Source organism: Marivita sp. (genome assembly GCF_051251565.1).
GTDB lineage: Bacteria > Pseudomonadota > Alphaproteobacteria > Rhodobacterales > Rhodobacteraceae > Marivita.
The window spans coordinates 12,783-35,047 of record NZ_JBPOFB010000023.1 but is presented as its reverse complement, the minus strand read 5'-3'; the positions used below and the strand labels follow the sequence as shown (position 1 = coordinate 35,047).

Genomic DNA, 22,265 nt, shown 5'->3' with positions numbered 1-22,265 from the left:
GGAAAAGCCCCGTCGCCTTCGAGCGGAAAGTAGCTTAAACGAGCACTTGGGGCGGCACAGAAGCGTGACAGGTCCAGAGCGAATTCATGGTCCTCGCCAGCCTCGCGAAGCATCTTGCCAAGCTCGCGGTATTCGTCATCGCTTAAGCGCCGATCCCGCACCTGATCTTTCGGCTTTCGAATACCATGGGCGACGTTGTGTTCGATGATCCCGATGTTAATTGCATAAGTGAGCATCGAGCCTGTCAGGCCGACACATTTGCTCGCCGTTCCACGACCGCCGCGCAGAATAGAAACGCCTCGCTTCTTGCCAGTCTTTTTGACAGCGCGGGTTTTCCCGGCAATCACGTCGTTCATCATTTTCGTCACATCTGCCTTGGTGAGGTCACGCACGCGGCGTTGGCCGATCAGGGGGATGATGTGTCCGTTCAAAGCACCGATGTTCGTATAAATCGTGGACGGTCGTTTTGGGCGTCCGCCTTTGCCCATGATTAACCCGGCCTCCATGGCTTTGACGTATTGCTCGGCCAGTTCCTTCACGGTCATCGCTTTGCGGTTGAGCTGCCGGTTCTCGGCAGGGTTCTCACCGCGGGCGACCGCGCCGAGCTGCGCGATTGCTTCCTTTCGGGCGGTCTCGGGCGTCCAGACTCCATGAAGGCCGATCGCGTAGCGCCGCGAGCGACCGGCTGCACGATACTGTATCACATAGCTGCGTTTTCCTGAGGCGAACACGCGCAGCCCGAAGCCAGGCAACTCGTCATCCCAAACGACATAGTCCTTGTCGCGGATCTCGACCGCATCGACGAAACGTTTCGTAAGTTTTGCCATCCGAATTCAGACCTTTCCGATCGGCCGGCAGCCTTCTCACGTAAGCACTACGTAAGCAGAAGGGCGAAAGCTGCGACCTGTTTCTGGATAGAAGCTTCGGAACAGCGACACGGAAATACAAATATATTCAGTGTCTTATCGTGCTCCGTCGCGCTCTATCGCGCAATTGGGAAAGGTGTCAATAGCGCCTCCGAAGGCAGAGGCCAGGGGTTCGAATCCCTTCAGGTGCGCCAATTCCCATCACCAGGCCCGCGCGGGCAACGGACCGCAGGCAACCGTCACACGGGTGTTGTGATGCGCGCAGCGGCGTTCTAGAGTTCCCCGAATAGTTGTGGAATTCCTGATTTCTATGAGTGCCTCCTCCGTCGATCTGGACGACTTCATCACCCGCTGGAAGGTGTCCGGCGGCAACGAGATGGCGAATTTCCAAAGTTTCGCCAATGACCTTGTGCACATCCTTGATGTTGAGCCGGTCAAGGTCGCCGATGCCGAAGGCCAGAACAACGATTACCGCTTTGAACGGCCCGTGACGTCGACCCATACGGGGCGCGAACGCCGGGGGCGGATTGATTTGTACCGGCGCGGATGCTTCGTGCTGGAAGCCAAGCAAGGCAGCCACACACCGGACCGTGAAGACCGCGACCAGCTGTCCCTCCTGACCGACGACCCAACCCGCAAACCACAACAGGGGCACGGGCGGCGCGGGACGCGCGGGTTCGACGACACCATGCTCAAGGCACGCAATCAGGCCGACTATTACGCCCGGTCCGTGGCCAGAGAAGACGGCTGGCCGCCGTTTCTGATCATCATCGATGTGGGCCATGTGATCGAGCTGTATGCCGATTTCTCCAGACAGGGGCAAAGCTACACCCAGTTCCCCGATGGCAACCGCTACCGGATCACGCTGGACGATCTGCGCAACGACGACATCCGCGCGATGCTGCGCACCATCTGGACCGATCCCTACAGCCTTGATCCGTCTCTCAAGGCGGCCGAGGTCACGCGCGACATCGCGGCACATCTGGCCGAGCTGGGCAAAAGCTTTGAGGGGCAGGGGCACCATAGCGAAACCGTGGCGCGGTTCCTGATGCGCTGCCTGTTTTCGATGTTCGCCGAAGACGTGGACCTGATCCCGCGCGGCAGCTTTACGGCCAAGCTCAGGGAATTGCGCGGCCACCCGGAACACGCGGCACCCACCCTGAAAAGCCTGTGGGAGACGATGAACGCCGGGGGCTTTTCGCCGGTCCTGATGCAAGACCTCAAACGGTTCAACGGCGGGCTGTTTGCGGACGCGGATGCGCTGCCGCTCAACCCGCTGCAACTGGGGCTGCTGATCGAAGCGGCCGAGGCGGATTGGAAACAGGTGGAACCGGCGATCTTTGGCACGCTGCTGGAACGCGCGCTGGACAAACGCCAACGCCACAAGCTGGGCGCGCATTACACGCCGCGCGCCTATGTGCAGCGGCTGGTCGCGCCCACGATCCTTGAGCCGTTGCGGCAGGATTGGTCAAACATCCAAACCTCGGTGCAACGCCTGTCCGAGGATGGCAAGACCGATGAGGCGCTCAGGCTGGTGCGCGACTTTCACCACCAACTCTGCGCGACGACAGTGCTGGACCCGGCCTGTGGATCGGGCAATTTCCTGTATGTCGCGCTTGAGATGATGAAGCGGCTTGAGGGCGAGGTCACATCGCTGATGATCGAACTGGGCGACACGCGCCCGCTGATCACCGTGGACCCGCACCAGTTTCTGGGGATCGAACTGAACCCTTGGGCGGCGAACGTGGCCGAGCTGGTGCTGTGGATCGGCTATCTGCAATGGCACTACCGCACCTATGGTGATGCCGCGCCGTCGGAACCTGTGCTGCGCGACTTCAAGAACATCCGCAACGCCGACGCGGTGCTGGAATGGTCGGGCCGCACGCCGCGTCTGGACGCAGAGGGCAATCCCGTCACCCGCTGGGACGGGGTGACGACGATCCGCCACAACGTGACCGGAGAAGAGGTGCCAGACCCCGCCGCGCGGGTGCAGGTCTATGACTATGCCAAGCCCAAACCCACCCAATGGCCGCAGGCGGATTTCATCGTCGGCAATCCGCCGTTTATCGGGGCCTCGCGCCTGCGCGACAATCTGGGCGATGGCTATGTCGAGGCGCTGTGGAAGGCCTATCCCAAGATGCCGCAAAGCGCCGATCTGGTGATGTTCTGGTGGGAAAAGGCGGCGCTGGCCGCGCGGGGGTATAATGCCAAGACCGGCAAGGGCACACGGCGGTTTGGCCTGATCACCACCAATTCCCTGCGCCAGACCTTCAACCGCCGGGTGCTGGAGCCGCATCTGAACGACCCGAAAAAGCCGCTGTCGCTGCTGTTCGCCATTCCTGATCACCCTTGGGTCGATACGCTCTATGGCGCTGCCGTGCGGATCGCCATGACCGTGGGGGCCGCAGGCAACCGCGCCGGGCGGCTGATGACGCTTGCGACTGAGAGAAAGGAGAAGAATGAGGTTGAAGGCCGTCAGGTGACGTTTGAGCACCAGATTGGAAAGGTCTTTGCGAACTTGCAGATCGGGGCGGATGTTTCGTCAACAAAAGGTCTTACATCCAACTCTGGCCTTGGTCACAAAGGCGTAATGCCATGGGGAATGGGTTTTGTAATCTCAGATGAAGAAGCTGAAAATCTTCGCAGCAATTACAACGCCGGAAGCTTGATTTTTGACTATGCAAACGGGAGAGATTTGGTTGGCCAGCCAAGGAACCTCAAAATCATTGACTGTTTTGGCCTGAGCGACAGTGAGCTTAAGAGCAAATTTCCATTTATCTACCAATTGCTCTGGGATCGCGTTAAGCCCGAGCGAGACACCAACAATCGTCAGAGCTATCGCGATTATTGGTGGGTTTTCGCTGAACCAAGAAAAGAAATGCGAAAAGCGTTAGCTGGCACCAAAAGGTACATCGCTACCACCGAGACAGCTAAGCATAGGATTTTTCGCTTCTTGGAAAAAACCGTATTGGCCGACCAGAAGATTCGAGTTATCGCCTTGGAAGAGGCATGGCAATTAGCGGTTCTTTCTAGCCGCGTTCATCTTGCTTGGTGCTCCGCGCAAGGCATCGTGTTGGAGGATAGGCCTGTTTATACGCACAGCACCTGCTTCAACCCATTCCCCTTCCCAGACCTCACCGATGACCAGCGCACCCACCTCCGTGCCTTGGGCGAAGAGCTTGACGCGCACCGCAAGCGGCAGCAGGCCGCACACCCCAAGCTGACCCTGACCCAGATGTATAACGTGCTGGAAAAGCTCCGCGCGGGAGAGACCATCGAGGGCAAGGACCGAGAGATATACGACCAGGGCCTGATCGGCATCCTCAAGGACCTGCACGATCAGATCGACGCCGCCGTGGCCGAGGCCTATGGCTGGCCTGTGGACCTGAGCGACGAAGACATCCTCTTCCGCCTCGTCGCCCTCAACAAGGAACGCGCCGAGGAGGAAGCGCGCGGCCACATCCGCTGGCTGCGTCCCGAGTACCAGAACCCCAGCGGCGCACACTCCAGCACCGGCCAGCAGGCCGAACTGGATGTCGGCCCCACCACCAAGGTGGAAAAGGCCCCGTGGCCCAAAACCCTTCCCGACCAGATCGCCGCCGTCCGCGAGGCGCTTACCGAGATGGGCGAGGCCACCCCCGACCAGATCGCCCGCCGCTTTGTCCGCGCGCGCAGCAGCTCGGTGCAGCCCTTGCTCGACAGTCTTGCCGCGTTGGGGCAGGCCGAACGGATCGACGCCGGTCGCTATGCCGCGTGACCCGCGCCGCTGGTCCGGCGCTGATACGTCAGCGCGCATAACTTTACGTTTGGTTTCAATGTCCTAAGCGCGTGCCTGCGTCTTTGGTTTGCGTGTGCTGCAAATGACGTTAAGGGAAGGGTTGCTATCATCGCGTTCTTGTCGAAGACTGACGCGATCACAAAACACCATCTATAACAAACGACAGGGAAGTCTCATGAAGACGACATTTGCTTTATCCATGGCCGCCGCCTTGCTGGCGAGCACGGCCACTGTGACCGCGGAAACGCTGCGCTGGGCGCGCTCTGGCGACGCGCTCACCCTTGACCCGCATTCGCAAAACGAAGGTCCGACCCACACGATCCGTCACCAGATGTACGAACCGCTGATCATTCGGGACATCACCGGCGCGTTTGAACCCGCGCTGGCCACCGATTGGGCCCCCAGTGCCGAAGACCCCAATGTCTGGGTGTTCAACCTGCGTCAGGGCGTGACGTTCCACGATGGTGCCGCCTTTACCGCCGAAGACGTGGTGTTCAGCTTTGAGCGCGCCAAGCAGGACAATTCGGACATGAAAGAGCTGATCGGCTCGATCACCGAAGTGCGCGCGGTTGGCGATTTCACCGTCGAGATGGTCACCGATGGTCCGAACCCGATCCTGCCGTCCAACCTCACCAACCTGTTCATCATGGACAAGGGCTGGACCGAGGCGAACAACACCGTCAACGTGCAGGACTTTGAAGGTGGCGAGATCACGTTTGCCACGACAAACGCCAATGGCACCGGCCCCTATGTGCTGACCAGCCGCGAACCCGATGTGCGCACGGTGATGACAAAGAATGACGCGTATTGGGGGATCGACCAGTTCCCGCTTGAGGTGACAGAGATCGTCTACACCCCGATCCAGAACGCAGCGACCCGCGTTGCGGCGCTGTTGTCGGGCGAGATTGATTTCCTTCAGGACATGCCGGTGCAGGATCTTGAGCGGGTAGACGGAACCGATGGCCTGATGGTCAAGCAGGCTCCGCAGAACCGCGTGATCTTTTTCGGCATGAACATGGGTGCGGATGATATCGAAGCCGACAATGTGGACGGCGCCAACCCGCTGGCCGATGTGCGTGTGCGCAAGGCGATGTCGATGGCGATCAACCGCGATGCCATTCGTCAGGTCGTGATGCGCGGCCAAAGCCAGCCCGCGGGCATGATCGCGCCGCCCTTCGTCAATGGCTGGACTGCCGAGATGGATGCGGAATCGGTGACTGATGTCGAGGGTGCCAAGGCGCTGTTGGCCGAGGCCGGCTATGCGGATGGGTTCTCGATCCGTCTGGACTGCCCGAACGACCGGTATGTCAATGACGAAGCGATCTGTCAGGCGGCTGTCGGCATGTTGGGTCAGATCGGCGTGACGGTGAACCTCGATGCCAAGCCCAAGGCACAGCATTTCCCGCTGATCACCGAGGGTCAGACGGATTTCTACATGCTGGGTTGGGGCGTTCCGACCTACGATTCCGAATATGTCTTCAACTTCCTTGTGCACGGTCGGGAATCCGACATCGGCACATGGAACGGCACCGGCTATGACAACGACGCGCTGGATGCGCAGATCAAATCGCTCGCATCGAACACCGATCTGGACGCGCGCAACGCCGATATCGCCGCGATCTGGCGGGTGGTTCAGGATGAACAGCTCTATATCCCGGTGCACCACCAGGTTCTGAACTGGGGCATGTCGGATGCGGTTGGCATTGATGTCGATCCCGAAGATCAACCGAAGATCAAGTACTTCACGATGAACTGATCGCGGTGGCGCGGCCTTGTGGCGCGTCCGCATGACGTGGTCAGGTCTTTCAATCCTGAATGTCGCGGCCTGATGCACGGGCCGCGACATCGTTTATTGAAACCAAAGGAAGATGCTATGCGCCGTTCTCTTCACCTTGCTGCCGTGCTTGCCGCCCTCGCGCCTGCTGCACAGGCCGAAACCTTTACCTGGGCGGTGAACACCGATCCCCAGACCATGGACCCGCACGCCGTGAATTCGGCACCCGTGCTTGGCTTTCTGAACAACGTTTACGAAGGGCTGGTCCGTCGCGGCAAAGACATGACCGTGGAACCGGCACTGGCCACCTCGTGGGAGCCGATTGGCGATGGTGACGGCTGGCGGTTCATTCTGCGCGAAGGTGTGACCTTCCACGATGGCAGCGCGCTGACCGCGCAGGATGTGTTGTTCTCGTATCAGCGCGCCTCTGACGAAGTGTCCGACACCCGCAGCTGGTTTGCGCCGGTGTCCGATGTGGTTGTTGTCGATGACTACACCATTGATTTCATGACTTCGGCCCCGAACCCGATTTTTCCCGGTTCGATTGCAAACTGGATGATCATGGACAGCGGATGGGCTGAAGCGAACAGCGCGGCGCTTCCGGACAAGGAAAACGGCAACTACGCCACGCTCAATACCAACGGCACCGGCGCGTTCCGCGTCACCGCCCGCGAACCGGGTCTGCGCACCGTGCTTGAACCCTTTGAGGGCTGGTGGGGCGACGCCGAGCACAACATCACCCGTGCAGAGCTGACGCCGATCCAGAACCCGGCCACGGCCCTAGCGGCGCTGTTGTCGGGGGATGTCGATTTCATCAACCCAGTGCCGATTCAGGATGTCGCTCGCCTTGCCGAGAATGCGGATGTCGAGGTCATTCAGGGCATCGAGGCCCGCGTGATCATGCTGGGTTTCCCACATGAGGCAGAGACGCTCAAATATTCCGCCGAAACCACCGATGCCAACCCCTTTGCTGATCTGCGGGTCCGTCAGGCCGTGGCCCATGCGGTGAATGTACCGGCGATCCTGCAAACCATCATGCGTGGCAATGCTGAGGAAGTCAGCCAGTTGGTCAGTGCGGCGATGCAGGGCTATGTGCCCGCATTGGCAGCGCGTCCCGCCTATGACCCGGACCGCGCCCGCGCATTGTTGGCCGAAGCGGGGTATCCGGATGGGTTTTCCTTTGGTCTGAAATGCCCGAACAATCGGTACTTGAATGACGAAGCCGTCTGTCAGGCGATCACCGGGATGCTGGCGCAGGTCGGTATCACGGCAACGCTCGATGCGATGCCGGTACAGAATTATTGGCCGGAACTGCGGGCCGATAACTTCGATATGTTCCTGTTGGGTTGGTCGCCGGGCACGTTTGACGCCGAACACCCGATCCGTTTTCTGGCCGCAACGCCGAACGAGGAACTGCGTGTCGGAAGCTGGAATTTTGGTGGCTACTCGAATGCGCGTGTTGACGCGCTGCTGCCCATGATCCAATCCGAGATTGATCCGGTTGCACGTCAGGCAATGATCGACGAAACAACAAAAATCCTGCAAGACGACATGGCCTATGTGCCGATGTATGTGCAGCCTTTGGTGTGGGGCGTCCGCAGCAATATTACCCTCACACAACGCCCGGATGATTTCTTCATCCTGCGCTGGGTGACCGTCAACTAACGCGTTCCGGGGGCTGGCTTGGCCCCCGGACATAAACAACCGGGGGCGACATGCTCGCATATATCATCCGGCGTGTTGGACAATCGGCGCTTGTGCTGCTGATTGTCGGGCTTGTCGCCTTTTCGATGTTCCGCTTTGTCGGCGATCCGATCGACAACATGCTGGGTCAGGAGCGCACCGCCGAAGATATCGACCGGCTGCGCGCGCAGCTTGGCCTCGATCAGCCGTTCGTGATGCAATACTACAAGTTCCTCGAAGGCGCGGTGCAGGGCAATTTCGGCGTGAGCTACCGGCAGGGGCGCCCCGTGGCCGAGATCCTGATGGAACGTGCGCCTGCCACGCTTGAGCTGGCAATGGTGTCTGGCGTCTTGGCGATCTTGTTCGGCATCGCGCTTGGCGTGTTCACCGCGATCCGAAGGGATGGCGTGCTGGCCAACATGATTATGTCGGCCTCGTTGATAGGGGTGTCATTGCCGACGTTCCTGATTGGGATTTTGCTCATCTATCTGTTCTCGGTCGAACTGGGCTGGTTGCCCAGTTTCGGACGTGGTGAGACCGTGGATATCGGGGGGTGGTGGTCCACCGGGTTCCTGACGGAAAGCGGGCTCAAGGCACTGATCCTACCGTCGATCACGCTGGGGCTCTACCAGATGACGCTGATCATGCGACTGGTGCGCTCCGAGATGCTCGAAGTGCTGCGGCAGGACTACATCCGCTTTGCACGGGCGCGGGGGCTGCGCGACCGCGCCGTGAATTTCCGCCACGCGCTCAAGAACACGATGGTGCCGGTGATCACGGTGATTGGTCTGCAATTGGGATCCATCATCGCTTTTGCGATCATCACCGAAACGGTCTTTCAATGGCCCGGCGTTGGTCTTTTGTTCATCAATGCGATCCAGTTCGTCGATATCCCGGTGATGGCCGCCTACCTGATGCTGATTTCGGTGATGTTTGTCGGGATCAACCTGCTTGTGGACATTCTTTACTTCTTCATCGACCCGCGTCTGCGGGCGGACCGGTCAGGAGGCCATTGATGTCGGATTTGCCAATCCCGGTCAAACCCAAGTCGCGCGCCCGTGTCGCCTTGGAAAGTGACCTGTTCTACATGTTCAAACGGTCGCCGGTGGCGATGGCGTCGGCGGGCGTTGTTGCTTTACTGGTGCTGGCTGCGGTTTTTGCGCCGTTTATAGCCCCAACCAACCCGTTTGATCCGGCCTCGCTCAACCTGATGAACGGGTTCACCGCCCCGATGGCCCCGAACGCCTTTACCGGGGATACCTTCGTGCTTGGCACTGACGATCAGGGCCGGGATGTGTTTTCGACCATCCTCTACGGTATGCGCATTTCGCTTTTTGTTGGTGTGGCCGCGGTGCTTCTTGCGATGGTGCTGGGGATCACGCTTGGTCTGATCTCGGGTTATGTCGGGGGCTGGACCGAAACGATCATCATGCGCACCGCTGATGTGCAGCTGACCTTCCCGTCGATCCTTGTGGCGATGCTGATCTTCGGGGTCGCCAAGGGCGTGACCCCGGTCGAGTATCGTGACCAGATGGCGATCTGGGTGCTGATCCTTGCGATCGGCCTGTCGGACTGGGTGCAGTTCGCCCGTGTGGTCCGCGGGGCAACTTTGGTCGAAAAGAACAAGGAATACGTGCAGGCCGCGCGGTTGATCGGGCGGACGCCGGGCGCGATCATGCTGCGCCATATCCTGCCCAACGTGCTGTCGCCGGTTCTGGTGATTGCAACGATTTCGCTGGCTCTGGCAATCATCGCCGAGGCGACGCTGAGCTTTCTTGGCGTGGGCGCGCCGCCGACCCAACCCTCGTTGGGCACGCTTATCCGCATCGGGCAGGGGTTCCTGTTCTCTGGCGAATGGTGGATTCTTCTTTTCCCGGCGGCAACGCTTCTGGGGTTGGCACTGAGTGTGAACCTGTTGGGCGATTGGCTGCGCGACGCATTGAACCCGAGGCTGCGCTGATGTCCCAACCTGTTCTGTCGATCCGAGACCTGTCGGTTGAAATTCCCACGCGCCACGGCATTGTGCGCCCGGTGGATGGCGTCAGCTATGACATTGCAGCGGGCGAAATCCTTGGCATTGTCGGCGAAAGCGGCGCGGGCAAATCCATGGCGGGCAATGCGGTCATCGGCTTGCTGACTCCGCCCGCCCATGTCTCGAACGGTGAAATCTGGCTGAACGGCCAGCGCATTGATCAGTTGCAGGGCGACGCGATGCGGCGGCTGCGCGGCAAAGAGATCGGGATGGTGTTTCAGGATCCGCTGACCTCGCTCAATCCGTTGTTGCGGATTGGCGACCAGCTGATGGAAACCATGCTGACGCATCTGCCGATCACCCGGTCCGAGGCGGAAAAGCGCGCGGTGGCTGCTTTGGACGAGGTGGGCATTCCGGGTGCGTCCGAACGGGTGAACAGCTATCCACATGAATTCAGCGGCGGCATGCGGCAACGGGTCGTGATTGCCCTGGCGCTTTGTGCAGAGCCGTCGTTGATCATCGCAGATGAACCGACCACGGCGCTGGACGTGTCAGTCCAAGCGCAGATCATCGCGTTGTTGCGCCGTTTGTGCCGGGATCGCGGCACCGCCGTGATGCTGATCACGCATGATATGGGGGTGATCGCCGAAGCGACGGACCGTGTGGCGGTGATGTATGCCGGGCGGTTGGCCGAACTTGGTCCGGTGCGTGATGTCCTGACCCATCCGCAGCATCCCTACACGCACGGGCTTATGGCCTCGACACCGCTTGCGTCGCAGGGCAAGCGCCGCCTGCACCAAATCCCTGGCGCGATGCCGCGTCTGGATGCGGTGCCCGACGGTTGTGCGTTCAATCCGCGCTGCCCGTATGCAACAGAGACCTGCCGCAATTCCCCAGTGCCGCGTGTGACGGATGGCCAAGCGGCCTGCTGGTATCCTCTAGTCGATGAAAAGGTCATGTGATGGCGCTTGTACGGGTCCGAAATCTCAGCCGGTTGTTCGACGTGTCCAAACCTTGGTTGAACCGTGTGATCGAACGGCGGTCCAAGGCGTTCCTGACGGCGGTGTCCGAGGTCGATTTCGATGTCGAAGCGCGCAGCACCTATGCGCTTGTGGGGGAAAGCGGCTCTGGCAAATCGACGATTGGCAAGATGCTTGTCGGATTGCTCAGGCCCACTTCCGGCGTGGTCGAGATTGACGGCATTGATCTGGCAAACGAAACCGACGCGGCCAAGATCGACACGATCCGGTCTGACATCCAGATGATCTTTCAGGACCCCTATGCCTCGCTCAATCCGCGCTGGCGGGTGCGGGACATCATCGTTGAACCGGTCGCATCACGCGGTGGCCAGACCGATGGGCTTGCGGAAAAGCTGCTCGAACAGGTCGGGTTGTCGGTGCAGGACGCGGGCAAGTTCCCGCATGAGTTCTCGGGGGGGCAACGGCAGCGGATTTGTATCGCGCGCGCCCTCGCGTCAGAGCCGAACCTGATCGTATGTGATGAACCGACATCGGCACTGGATGTGTCGGTTCAGGCACAGGTTCTTAACCTGATGAGCGATCTCAAGGATGATTTTGGCCTGACCTATATTCTGATCAGTCATGACCTGACCGTAGTGCGGCACATGGCCGACAAGATCGGTGTGCTGTATCTTGGGCGGTTGGTCGAAGAGGCCACGCCGGAGGCGTTGTTCGAGACGCCGAAGCACCCGTACACGCAGATGTTGCTCGAGGCCGCGCCGCAGATGGACGGTTTCGGACGCGAAGTGCAGCCCCCCGACGGAGAGATCCCCGATCCGATCAATCCACCGCCCGGCTGTGCCTTTCACCCGCGCTGCCCGATCGCGCAGGATGTCTGTCGCAAGGACCGCCCCGAGATGCGCACGCTTGGGGGCACGCGCGTTGCCTGTCACATGGCGGAATAGACGCCTCGGGCTGGTCGGGACCGCGCGTCGTGCAAATGCTAAGGGGGGTCGCATGACGCGATTGCCCTACGCGTCCGGGTGGCCTACCAATTGGGCATGACCCAACCCATCAAGATCGACCATATCGAACTGCGCATGGTGCATCTGCCCTTGCTCACGCCTTTTGTCATCTCCACCGGGACGATGACGCACAAGACCTTTCCGCTGCTGATCCTGCGTGGTGACGGGCTAGAAGGCGTGGCCGAAGGGGTGATGGACCCTTTGCCGGATTATCTTGAGGAAACCACGGCCGGGGCGCTTGACCTGTTGCGGGGTGCGGTGTTGCCCAAGCTGCTGGGCCAGCGCCTTTCGGCGCCCACGGATGTGGACCCGTTGTTGGCCCCGTGGTGTGGCAACCGCATGGCCAAGGCCGTGGTCGAGATGGCGGTCTGGGATCTTTGGGCGCGGTCACTCAACCAGCCGCTCTGCCACCTGTTGGGCGGTGCGCGCGACCAGATCGAAGTGGGCGTAAGCCTTGGCATCGCACCGCTGGACGTGACGCTGGACCGGATTGCCGAGGCGCAAGATCAGGGCTACCGGCGCATCAAGCTCAAGATCAAACAGGGGCATGATCTGGCGCTTTTGGCAGGCGTGCGCGACCGCTTTGCCGATATCAAGCTGACGGTGGATGCCAACACCGATTATACCCTGTCCGATCTGCCGGTCCTGCGCGCGATGGATGCGTTTGACCTTGATTATATCGAACAGCCTTTGGCCTTTGACGACATCTTCGACCACGTTCAGGTGCAGGCCGCCGTGACCACGGCGATCTGTCTGGACGAAAGCATCCGCACCGCCAAGGACGCGCGCATTGCGCTTCAGATGGGCGCTGCGCGGGTCATCAACATCAAGGTGGGCCGCGTTGGCGGCTATGCAGAGGCCCGCGCGATCCATGATGTCAGCGCCGCCTTCAGCGCGCCGGTCTGGTGCGGCGGGATGCTCGAAAGCGGGGTGGGACGGGCGCACAACATCCACCTTGCGACGATGCCGAATTTCACCAAACCCGGCGACACCTCAAGCGCCAGCCGGTATTTCGCGCGCGATATCGTAAATGAACCGCTTGAAGCTACGAACGGTCTGATGCCTATGCCGCGCGGGCCGGGCATCGGTGTGACGCTGGATTATGCCGCTCTGGACGCGGTGTCCGAAGTGGTCGAGGTCTGGACCGCATGACTGACCTTGTTCTGCGTGATCTGGACGGTCTGGCCGAACTCAAGGCGGCCGAGGCGTTTCAACGTCTGGTCTGGGGCAAGGATGATCCGGCCGACAATTCCGATCTCATGCTTGCGATCCAGCACGAGGGCGGTTTGGTGGCCGGTGCGTTTCACGCGGGTCAGATGGTGGCGTTTCTGTTTGGGTTTGCCACCCGCGATCCCAAAGCGCAGCATTCGCACCGTTTGGGCGTGCATCCTGATTGGCAAGGGCAGGGGCTTGGCCTGCGGATGAAGCTCTATCAAAAGGACTGGTGCCTGGCGCGTGGCATCACGCAGGTGCGCTGGACCTATGATCCGATCCGCCGCGCCAATGCTGCGTTGAACATCCATGCGTTGGGTGCAACGGCCAAGACGTATCACCGCGATTATTATGGCCAGATGGCGGGCATCAACGCGGGTGTGCCTTCGGATCGGGTGTTGGCTGAATGGGATTTGACCAAGGATCGTGTTGACCCTGTCGCTTCTGATCTGCGCGTCACGATCCCGGCCGATTTCGCCGCATTGTGCCAAACCGATCCGCCCTTTGCCTTGGCCGAACGAATGCGCCTGCGCGCCACGTTGGAGGCCGCCTTTGCAGGTGGGCACCAAATCGCGGGCTTCGACAAAGCCTCCTACAGCTATCTGCTGCGTCGCTAGTCAGGCACGGTCCGCCCGTTCAACCACCGCATGCAACAGCACATTGGTCCCGGCGCGAAAGCTGTCGGGGGTACAGAATTCTTCGTTGTTGTGCGTGATCCCGTCGCGGCAGGGGGTAAAGATCATGGCTGTCGGGCAATGGCGGGCAAGGAAATAGGCGTCGTGCCCCGCCTGGGACTGGATATCGCGGTGGGTCACGCCCATCCGTTCAGCATGCTGGCGGATCGAGGCGACAAGCCCCGCGTCAAAGATATCGCCGCCCCAATGCCATGTGTCCTCAACCGTGCAGCGACAGCCACAGCGCGCTGCCGCTTCAAATGCGGCGCGACGCAGGCGTTCTGCCATGACACGGGCTGTGGACGTGTCGGGGTGGCGCACGTCGCAGACCGCCTCGGCATGGTCCGACAAAATCCCCGCCTTGTTGGGCCACGCCACAAGCCGCGCCGCGCTGGCCTTCCCATCCTGTGCTGCATAGGCCCAGCCAATGTCGTCCGCCATCGTCAGCCAGCGTGCCCCTGCCGCCAGCGCGTTCTGGCGCTGATCCATTGGGGTGGGGCCCGTATGGGCGGTGCGCCCGTCAAACCGCACGCGCATGCCGTGGCTGGGGTAACCGCCGATCACAACGCCCATTTCGCACCCTTCGGCGTCAAGGATCGGGCCTTGTTCGATATGCAGCTCAAAATAGGCGTCGATGGGGCGCGGTGCGCAAGGGGTGTCGCCCAGGTAGCCGATCCGCGCGAGTTCATCGCCAAAGCGCAGCCCGTCATCATCGGTCAAGCCGTGCACCCAATCTACCTCGTAGGCTCCGATGAAACAGCCGGACGCCACCATTGGCGGTGAAAACCGCGCCCCTTCTTCGTTGGTCCAGTTGACGATCTCCAGCGGGCGGCGCGTGGTATGGCCAAGGTCGTTGAGCGTGCGCACCACTTCTAGACCGGCCAGCACCCCCGCGATTCCGTCAAAGCGCCCGCCATTGATCTGCGTGTCCAGATGGCTGCCCACAAGCACGGGCGGCTCATCGGGGTCAGTTCCCTCGCGGCGGGCAAAGATATTGCCGCAGGTGTCGACGGTCACGGCCAGCCCGGCGTCTCGGCACCAGCCGACAAACAGGTCGCGCATCTCGCGGTCGGCATCCGACAGGGTCAGCCGCGACAATCCTCCGGGACGCCCCGGCCCAATCCGGGCGGAGGCCTCAAGGCTCGCGGTAAAGCGGTCCAGATCGACCGTGCTGTCCGGCGCATAGCTCATCGTCAGGTGCGGGTTGCGTCGCGGAACGTGGTCAGGAACGCCTCTGCATTGGTCTTGAGCGAGGGGCCAAGATAGCCGCCTTCCTGGATCAGAACCGTTGGCAATCCCATTGCGGCGATGCGGCGGGCCATCTCGGCAAAGCCTTCGGGGTAGACATCCACCGCCGCAAGCGGGTCGTCAGCGGCCATGTCAAAACCGAGCGACACCACAAGCGCCTCGGCGCCGAAATTCTGAATGGCGGCGATGCCCCGGTCCAGCGCGGCCATCACCTCTGCCTCTCCATCGCCGATGTTCAGCACCTCGTTGCGCGTGGTGCCAACGCCATCACCTTCGCCAGTTTCGTCGGCATAGCCAAGATAGAAGGTCGGATAGACTGCCGGATCGGGATGCAACGAGCAAAAGAACACATCGGCCCGGTCATAGAAGATATCCATCGACCCGTTGCCCGTGTGCACATCCACATCCAAAAGCGCCACCTTGCCCCATGTGCCCCGCATATGATGCGCCGCGATGCAGGCGTTGTTGTAGAAACAAAACCCGTTGGCGCAATCGGTCATCGCGTGATGCCCCGGAGGACGGCTTAGCCCGTAAGACGCGCGCGCGCCGCCCATCACGTCCTTGGCCGCTGCAATCGCGGTCTGCGCGGACCAGTAGATCGCCTCATAGGTGTTTTCGGTCAGTGGCGTTGATGTGTCGGTCATCCACCAGCCCATCGCGCCGTTGATATCCTTGGGACAGCGCCCGCGCCGCGTGCCGGGATGGCGCGTCGGAATGCCAAGCGCGCCTTCGGGCGCTTCCTTGAGAAACCGCGCATAGGCATCGGTAAAGAAATCCACATAGTCGGGATCGTGCACTGCCTTGATGGGATCGGTGCCAAAATCGCCTGGGGCCTCAACGGGAAATCCGTTCTCCAGCAGCATCTCGCGGATCAGGATGGCGCGGTGGGGTTGTTCGGGATGGCCCATGGGCGCACCGCCGCGATAATAGATCTCGGGCTTGTGACCCAATTGGCGTTCGTCGAAAAAGGCTTTCATGCAGGGTGGTCCTTGGTTGGTCTCAATAGCCGGTTGATGTGTCCACCGCCGCCGCCGGGCGCTGACCTGCCATGCGTTCCTGCACTGATCGCGCCAGCGTATCGGACACGGCACGTGGTGAGGTGACAGAGGCTTCGTGCGGGGTGACAACGATGTTGGGATGGGTCCAGAACGGGTGATCTGCGGGCAACGGTTCCTGCCGGAACACATCCAGTGAGGCGCCGCCGATCTGGCCGCTGTCCAAGGCGGCAAGCAGATCGTCTTCGACAAGATGCGGCCCGCGCCCAAGCTGGATCAGCGCCGCCCCCTTGGGCATCCGGGCAAACAGATCGGCGTTCAGGATGTTCTGCGTGGCCTGCGTCAGCGGCAGGATATTGATCAGGATGTCGGACTGCGCCGCCACCTTATGTACCGCCTCCGTGCCCGCGATCCGGGTGACACCGGGGCCGCTGTCGCCGGTGGTGCGCGTGGCGACCATAACGGGGAAGCCCATCGCGGTGACGGCACGTGCGACCGCCTGTCCCATCAGGCCGTAGCCAAGGATACCGACACACACTTGTGACGGGGGGCGCAGAGTCTTGATCGTGGTGCGATCCCATGTGGCCTGCGCCTGCGCGGCTAGGTAATGGCCCATCTGCCGATGGTGCCACACCACATGCCACGCGGCAAACCCGGCCATGATGGCCGCCTGTTCGTCGTCATGCACACGGGTGACGGTGGCCTGTGCAGGCAGGCTCGGGTTGCGCAGCACGCCGTCGACACCCGCTGCGATCACCTGCACAAGGTCAATGTTTGGATAGGCGTCAAACGCGTCCGGCGCGGGCCGCCACACCAGCGCAAAGCGAATTCGGGCAGGGTCGGGCACCTCGTCGGGGCGGTAGAGCTTTAATCCCGGTTGGTCGGCCACGGCCGCGCCGAACAGGTCCGGCAGATCAAGCGCGGTGCACAGGTAGACGCCTTCGATCACATCGTCGCGGGTTTTCAGGGCGGTCTGGTTCACAGCTGCGCTTCCTTCTGCTTGGCAAGGGCGGCTTCATGCGCCTTGCCGGGGATCGCGTCCAGCAGGGATTGCGTATAGGCAGTTTGCGGCGTGCCCAGAACTTGGGCCGAGGGGCCAAATTCGACCATCTCGCCGCGCTGCATCACGATGATGCGGTCACAGACCTGTGCCGCGACACGCAGATCGTGGGTGATAAAGATCATCGACAGGTTCAGCCGGTCCTTGAGACCCGCCAGCAGGTCAAGCACCTGCGCCTGGATCGAGACGTCCAGCGCCGACACCGCTTCGTCTGCAACAATCACCTCGGGTTCTAACGCAAGCGCCCGCGCGATGCCGATACGCTGTCGCTGCCCGCCCGAGAATTCATGCGGAAAGCGGTCCATCGCCGAAGGGTCAAGCCCCACAACCGTCAGCAATTCTTTGGCCTTTTCGCGCGCCGCGGATTTGTCGGTGCCGTAGGCGATCAGCCCCTCGGTCAGGATCGTGCCGATCCGTGCGCGCGGGTTGAGCGAGGAGTAGGGATCCTGAAACACCATCTGGATGCGGCGGCGGTGCTGGCGCAACGCGTCGCCGGTGATCTTGGAAATGTCCTGCCCGCCAATCTCGACCACGCCGTTTTGCGGTTTCAAAAGCCGCACAAGGCACCGGGCCAGCGTCGATTTGCCTGATCCGCTTTCGCCAACGATACCGATGGTCTCGCCTTGATACAGGTCGAACGTTGCCTTTTGCACCGCCTTGACCACGCGGGGTTTCTTGAAGAACCCGCCGGTCCGGGTGGTGAATGTCATGTCCAGATCCCGCACGCTCAGGATCGGCTGGGCGGTTTGTTCCACGCTGTCGCGGAAGGTCAGGCCGGGGATCGCATCGAGCAAAGCGCGGGTATAGGCATGCGTCGGGTTGAGCAGAACCGTGTCCGCATCCCCCGTTTCAACAACTTCACCGTGCTGCATCACGATCACCCGGTCGGCAATGTCGGCCACAACGCCGAAATCATGGGTGATGAACAGCACCGCCATGCCATGCCGCTTGCGCAGATCTTCGATCAGATCAAGGATCTGTGCCTGCGTGGTCACGTCCAAAGCGGTGGTCGGCTCGTCCGCGATCAGGATTTTTGGCTCCAATGCCAGCGCCATGGCAATCACCACGCGCTGCCGTTGACCGCCGGACAATTGGAACGGATAGGCGCGGATCGTGGTGTCGGGATCTGGCAGGCCCACCTCGTGCAACAGCTCCAACGCGCGTTTGCGGCGCTCGGACGGGGTGAGAAGGTTATGCGCCTCGAACACCTCGGCGATCTGGTCGCCGACGCGCATCAGCGGGTTCAGCGCGCTGAGCGGTTCCTGAAAGATCATCGAGATGTCTTTGCCGCGCAGGGCCATCATCGCGTCGTCACTCAGGGTCAGCAGGTCGCGTCCTTCAAACAGAATGGTCCCTGCCGACGGCGTTACCCCTTCGGGCAAAAGCCCCATCAGCGCATTGGCTGACATGGACTTTCCTGACCCGCTTTCGCCGACGATGCAGAGGATCTCGCCCTTGTCCAAGGTAAAGGACACGTCCTTGACTGCCAATGCGCGGTCCGCGCCTTTGGGCAGGGCGATGGAGAGGGCGTCGATGGTCAGAAGCGTCATGTCGTGCGCCTCCGCAGGCGCGGGTTCAGCGCGTCGTTCAGCCCTTCGCCAATCAGGTTCAACGACAACACCGTCAGCAGGATTGCGATGCCGGGAATGAAACTCAGCCACCACGCGGTGCGCAGAACGGTGCGGGCGGCGCCTATCATGTAGCCCCAGGACATGACGTTCGGATCACCCAACCCGAGGAACGACAGCGAACTTTCCAGCAGGATCGCGGTCGCCACCATCAAGGACGCCAGCACGATGATCGGGGGCAGGGCGTTGGGCAACACCTGGCGCAGGATGATGCGCAGGTTGCTTTGACCGGACAGGGTGGCGGCCTCGACAAATTCGCGGTTGCGCAAGCTTAGGACTTCGCCCCTCACAAGTCGCGCGACAGGGGGCCAGCTTACGATGGCGATGGCAAGGATCACATAAGCCAGCGTCGGTTGAAAGATTGCCAGCAGAACAATCGCCAGCGCAAAGCTCGGGATTGTCTGGAAGAACTCGGTAAAGCGCATCAGCGCGTCATCGACCAAACCGCCATAGTAACCCGCCAGCGCCCCGATGGGGATGCCGATGGCCAGCGCCACAACGGTGGACACCAGACCCACAAGCAGCGATACGCGCGCGCCGTGAAACAGCCCCGACAGCACGTCTCGTCCCAACGCATCGGTGCCCAAAGGCAGACCCTCCATGTCAAACGGGGGGAGGAACGGGCGCTGTACCATCGACCAGGGGCTGCGCGGAAACAGGAACGGCGCGGACACGGCGCAGATGATAACGATGGTCAGGATGACCAGACCGATCACGGCGCCTCGGTTTTGGCGAAAACGGGACCAGAACGCGCTCATTGTGTCAGCCGGATGCGCGGATCAACGATGCCATACAGAACATCGGTGATGAGGTTGAACAAAAGCACCATCGCGGCCGATATAAAGAAGACGCCCAAAATCACGTTGTAATCGCGCTGGCTGATCGCTTCGAACATCAGCCGTCCGATGCCCGGCCACGCAAACACGGTTTCGGTCAGGACCGCACCACCAACGATCTGGCCCGCCTGCAAACCGGCCAGCGTGATCACTGGGAGCAAGGCGTTGCGCAAAACGTGGCGGCGCTGGATCACCGAATTGCGAAGGCCTTTGGCGCGGGCGGTCTTGACGAAATCAAGCCGCGAGACTTCAAGCATCGAAGCCCGCGTCATGCGCATGTAAATGGCGGTAAAGAACAGGCCCAGCGTGGTTGCGGGCAGGATCAGGTGTTTGCCAATGTCCAGGACGCGGTCAAGGCCGGTATAGTTCGCCCCGATGGTTTGATAGCCAAAGCCGGGCAGCCACCCAAGCCAGACGGAAAACAAGAGCGACGCCATCAGCGCCACCCAAAAAAGCGGTGTGGCATAGAAGATAAGAGCCACGGTCGAGATCAGAGTGTCCCACCAAGTGCCCTGCGTCTGCGCGGCCAGCACGCCAGCGGCCACACCGATCACGATAGAGATCACAAAGGCGGTCGCGGTCAGCAGCAGCGTCGCGGGCAGGCGGTCCCAGATCAGCTCGGCCACCGGCATTTGCTGGCGGTAGGAATACCCCAGATCAAGCTGCACAGCGCCTTTCATGTAGTTCCAAAGCTGCACGGTGAACGGCTGATCCAGACCAAACCGTTCGCGCAAGTCTTCAAGGAATTTCTCGTCCGCCGCACCGGCTTCGCCCGCCATCACCGCCGCCGGATCGCCGGGGGCTGCGTGGATCAGCACGAAGTTCAGAACGAGGATCGCCAGCAGGATGAAAACGGCCTTCACAAGCCGCGCCGCGATAAAGCCAAGCACAAGGATATCCCGTGGTTATGAGGTGCAAAAGTCACCGCCGCGCCACACGGGCGCGACGGTCGTCGTGTCAGATCAGATCAGCCGCGATCAAGCCACGCGTCGCGCATGCCGTCATTGACGCCAATTGCGGTGCTGACCGGGTTCTTCAGATCGCAGCGATAGATCGTGGGAAACTCTAGTTCGAGCATCCATGCCACCGGCACGTCATCCACGATGATGTTCTGCGCCTGCGTGTACAGTTCTTGCCGCCGTGCGTCAGACGCCTGAATCGCGGCGTCGGCAAACAGCGCATCCACCTCTGGGTTCACATAGCCAGACACGTTGTTCCACGGGCTGCCCTTGGCGATGTTGTCCGAGATATAGGTCCGCGACACACCCAGCGCCGGATCTCCGTATTGGTAGAGATAGGTAAAGGCTAGATCGAAATCCCAATCCCCGACCTTCTGGTTCCAACCGGCCACATCGGTGGCGACGATCTCGGATTCGATGCCCACTTCGGCAAGGTTCTGTTTGGTGGCTTCCGCCCAACGCTGCCATGTTTCGCCGTAAGGCAGGGGCAGAATGCGCAGGCTCTCACCATTGTAGCCCGATTGCGCAAGATATTCCTGGGCCTTTTCCGGGTTGAACGAGATGTCCGGCGTGTTGGCCTCGTGAAAGCGCGTGACCGAGCTGACCGGACCTTTGGCAACCGTGCCATTGCCGTTCCACAGCGCGTCACGGGCAAATTCACGGTCCAGCGCATGCATCACCGCTTTGCGCAGGTTCTTGTCCATCATTGGACCTTCATGCAGGTTCAACCACATCCATGAATGTGGACCGAAGAATTCCCAACCGGCATTGGTCGTGCAGACATTGTCCATCGCTGTCAGGCGCGGGATGTCAAAGTTTTCCACCGATCCGCCGGGCAAAAGGTCGACCTTGCCGGTCTCGAACGCCACCGCGCGCGAGGCTGCGTCTGGGATCACCTGATAGTAGATTTCATCCAGATAGGGTTTGCCTTCCATGTAGTAGTCTTCGTTCTTGACCAGATGGATAAAGCTGCCGCGTTCCCATTCGTTGAACTTGAACGGGCCGGTGCCGATGGGCGTGTTGTTGGCCGGGTTATTGGCGTAATCGGTGCCTTCATAGATGTGCTTGGGGATCATCGGCATGGTCCCGGCCTCAAAGATGCCAAGGAACGGGCCAAAGGGCTGGTTCAGGGTGAACACAACCGTCTTGTCGTCCGGGGCCTCGATGCTGGCCACATGCACAAGGCTCGCACGCAGGCGGGCATGGGTTTCGCGCAGGAACACATCGACCGAGAACACGACATCGGCAGAGGTAAACGGCACGCCGTCATGCCAGAGCACATCGTCCTGGAGGGTGAACGTATAGGTCAGCCCGTCTTCGGACTTGGTCCATTCTTTGGCCAGCGACGGCATCGGGTTCAGATCGGTGTCATAGCGCAATAGGCTTTCATAGATCTGGCCCGCCACCATCTGTGTCGGGCCGTTCTGGATCAGCCCAAGCATCAGACCCGGTGGTTCGGGCTGGATCACGGCGTTCAGCGTGCCGCCCGAGACCGGGGTTTCGGCCGCCAGCGCCGAGGCCATCGCGATCGCGGCGGCTGTGGTCATAAACTTCAGTGTCTTCATGGGTAGTCTCCCTGTTGATGGAGGTGAACCA

17 protein-coding genes are annotated in these 22,265 nt (G+C 61.0%); 9 read left to right on the top strand and 8 right to left on the bottom strand.

Annotated elements, in window-relative coordinates; translation table 11 throughout:
• Positions 1-827: tyrosine-type recombinase/integrase (locus ACSHXH_RS17575; RefSeq protein WP_435673106.1), on the bottom strand; the 827-nt coding region annotated here is incomplete at its 3' end.
• Between the two features lie 349 nt (positions 828-1,176).
• On the opposite strand from ACSHXH_RS17575, the gene ACSHXH_RS17570 reads away from it, so the two are divergent.
• From ACSHXH_RS17570 to ACSHXH_RS17530, 9 genes are all read left to right on the top strand, one after another.
• Positions 1,177-4,623 carry a class I SAM-dependent DNA methyltransferase gene (locus tag ACSHXH_RS17570; RefSeq protein ID WP_435673105.1) on the top strand — a complete coding sequence of 1,149 codons (3,447 nt, stop codon included), beginning with the start codon at positions 1,177-1,179 and terminating at the stop codon, positions 4,621-4,623.
• 196 nt (positions 4,624-4,819) lie between these two features.
• Positions 4,820-6,400: an ABC transporter substrate-binding protein gene (locus ACSHXH_RS17565; protein ID WP_435673104.1), complete on the top strand. Its 1,581-nt coding sequence runs from the start codon at positions 4,820-4,822 to the stop codon at positions 6,398-6,400.
• Positions 6,401-6,517: 117 nt separating this feature from the next.
• Positions 6,518-8,083: an ABC transporter substrate-binding protein gene (locus ACSHXH_RS17560; protein WP_435673103.1), complete on the top strand. Its 1,566-nt coding sequence runs from the start codon at positions 6,518-6,520 to the stop codon at positions 8,081-8,083.
• A gap of 50 nt (positions 8,084-8,133) precedes the next feature.
• Entirely contained in the window at positions 8,134-9,117 is a 984-nt protein-coding gene (locus ACSHXH_RS17555) for an ABC transporter permease (RefSeq protein WP_435673102.1), read from the top strand.
• Entirely contained in the window at positions 9,117-10,061 is a 945-nt protein-coding gene (locus ACSHXH_RS17550; RefSeq protein WP_435673101.1) for an ABC transporter permease, read from the top strand. Before ACSHXH_RS17555 ends, ACSHXH_RS17550 begins: the two co-directional genes overlap by 1 nt.
• Positions 10,061-11,035, top strand: coding sequence for an ABC transporter ATP-binding protein (locus ACSHXH_RS17545; protein ID WP_435673100.1), 975 nt, complete (start codon positions 10,061-10,063; stop codon positions 11,033-11,035). Before ACSHXH_RS17550 ends, ACSHXH_RS17545 begins: the two co-directional genes overlap by 1 nt.
• The gene (locus ACSHXH_RS17540; protein ID WP_435673099.1) at positions 11,035-11,997 is read left to right on the top strand and encodes an ABC transporter ATP-binding protein; all 963 of its coding nucleotides are present in this window, start codon (positions 11,035-11,037) and stop codon (positions 11,995-11,997) included. Before ACSHXH_RS17545 ends, ACSHXH_RS17540 begins: the two co-directional genes overlap by 1 nt.
• Before the next feature lie 96 nt (positions 11,998-12,093).
• Positions 12,094-13,209 carry an o-succinylbenzoate synthase gene (gene menC, locus ACSHXH_RS17535; protein WP_435673098.1) on the top strand — a complete coding sequence of 372 codons (1,116 nt, stop codon included), beginning with the start codon at positions 12,094-12,096 and terminating at the stop codon, positions 13,207-13,209.
• Positions 13,206-13,886, top strand: coding sequence for a GNAT family N-acetyltransferase (locus ACSHXH_RS17530; protein WP_435673097.1), 681 nt, complete (start codon positions 13,206-13,208; stop codon positions 13,884-13,886). The genes menC and ACSHXH_RS17530 overlap by 4 nt, the downstream gene beginning before the upstream one ends.
• Here the strand turns inward: ACSHXH_RS17530 and ACSHXH_RS17525 are convergent, their stop codons facing one another.
• From ACSHXH_RS17525 to ACSHXH_RS17495, 7 genes are all read right to left on the bottom strand, one after another.
• Positions 13,887-15,134 carry a Zn-dependent hydrolase gene (locus ACSHXH_RS17525; RefSeq protein WP_435673096.1) on the bottom strand — a complete coding sequence of 416 codons (1,248 nt, stop codon included), beginning with the start codon at positions 15,132-15,134 and terminating at the stop codon, positions 13,887-13,889.
• A gap of 2 nt (positions 15,135-15,136) precedes the next feature.
• Positions 15,137-16,168 (bottom strand): histone deacetylase family protein, encoded by a 1,032-nt coding sequence (locus tag ACSHXH_RS17520; protein WP_435673095.1) that lies wholly within the window; start codon positions 16,166-16,168, stop codon positions 15,137-15,139.
• Positions 16,169-16,190: 22 nt separating this feature from the next.
• Entirely contained in the window at positions 16,191-17,168 is a 978-nt protein-coding gene (locus tag ACSHXH_RS17515; protein WP_435673094.1) for a 2-hydroxyacid dehydrogenase, read from the bottom strand.
• Positions 17,165-18,796 carry an ABC transporter ATP-binding protein gene (locus ACSHXH_RS17510; RefSeq protein WP_435673093.1) on the bottom strand — a complete coding sequence of 544 codons (1,632 nt, stop codon included), beginning with the start codon at positions 18,794-18,796 and terminating at the stop codon, positions 17,165-17,167. The genes ACSHXH_RS17515 and ACSHXH_RS17510 overlap by 4 nt, the downstream gene beginning before the upstream one ends.
• Complete coding sequence (locus ACSHXH_RS17505; protein WP_435673092.1) at positions 18,793-19,632, bottom strand: ABC transporter permease; 840 nt, start codon at positions 19,630-19,632, stop codon at positions 18,793-18,795. Before ACSHXH_RS17505 ends, ACSHXH_RS17510 begins: the two co-directional genes overlap by 4 nt.
• The gene (locus ACSHXH_RS17500) at positions 19,629-20,606 is read right to left on the bottom strand and encodes an ABC transporter permease (RefSeq protein WP_435673107.1); all 978 of its coding nucleotides are present in this window, start codon (positions 20,604-20,606) and stop codon (positions 19,629-19,631) included. The genes ACSHXH_RS17505 and ACSHXH_RS17500 overlap by 4 nt, the downstream gene beginning before the upstream one ends.
• A 71-nt stretch (positions 20,607-20,677) precedes the next feature.
• Positions 20,678-22,234, bottom strand: coding sequence for an ABC transporter substrate-binding protein (locus tag ACSHXH_RS17495; RefSeq protein WP_435673091.1), 1,557 nt, complete (start codon positions 22,232-22,234; stop codon positions 20,678-20,680).
• Between the last annotated feature and the right edge of the window lie 31 nt (positions 22,235-22,265).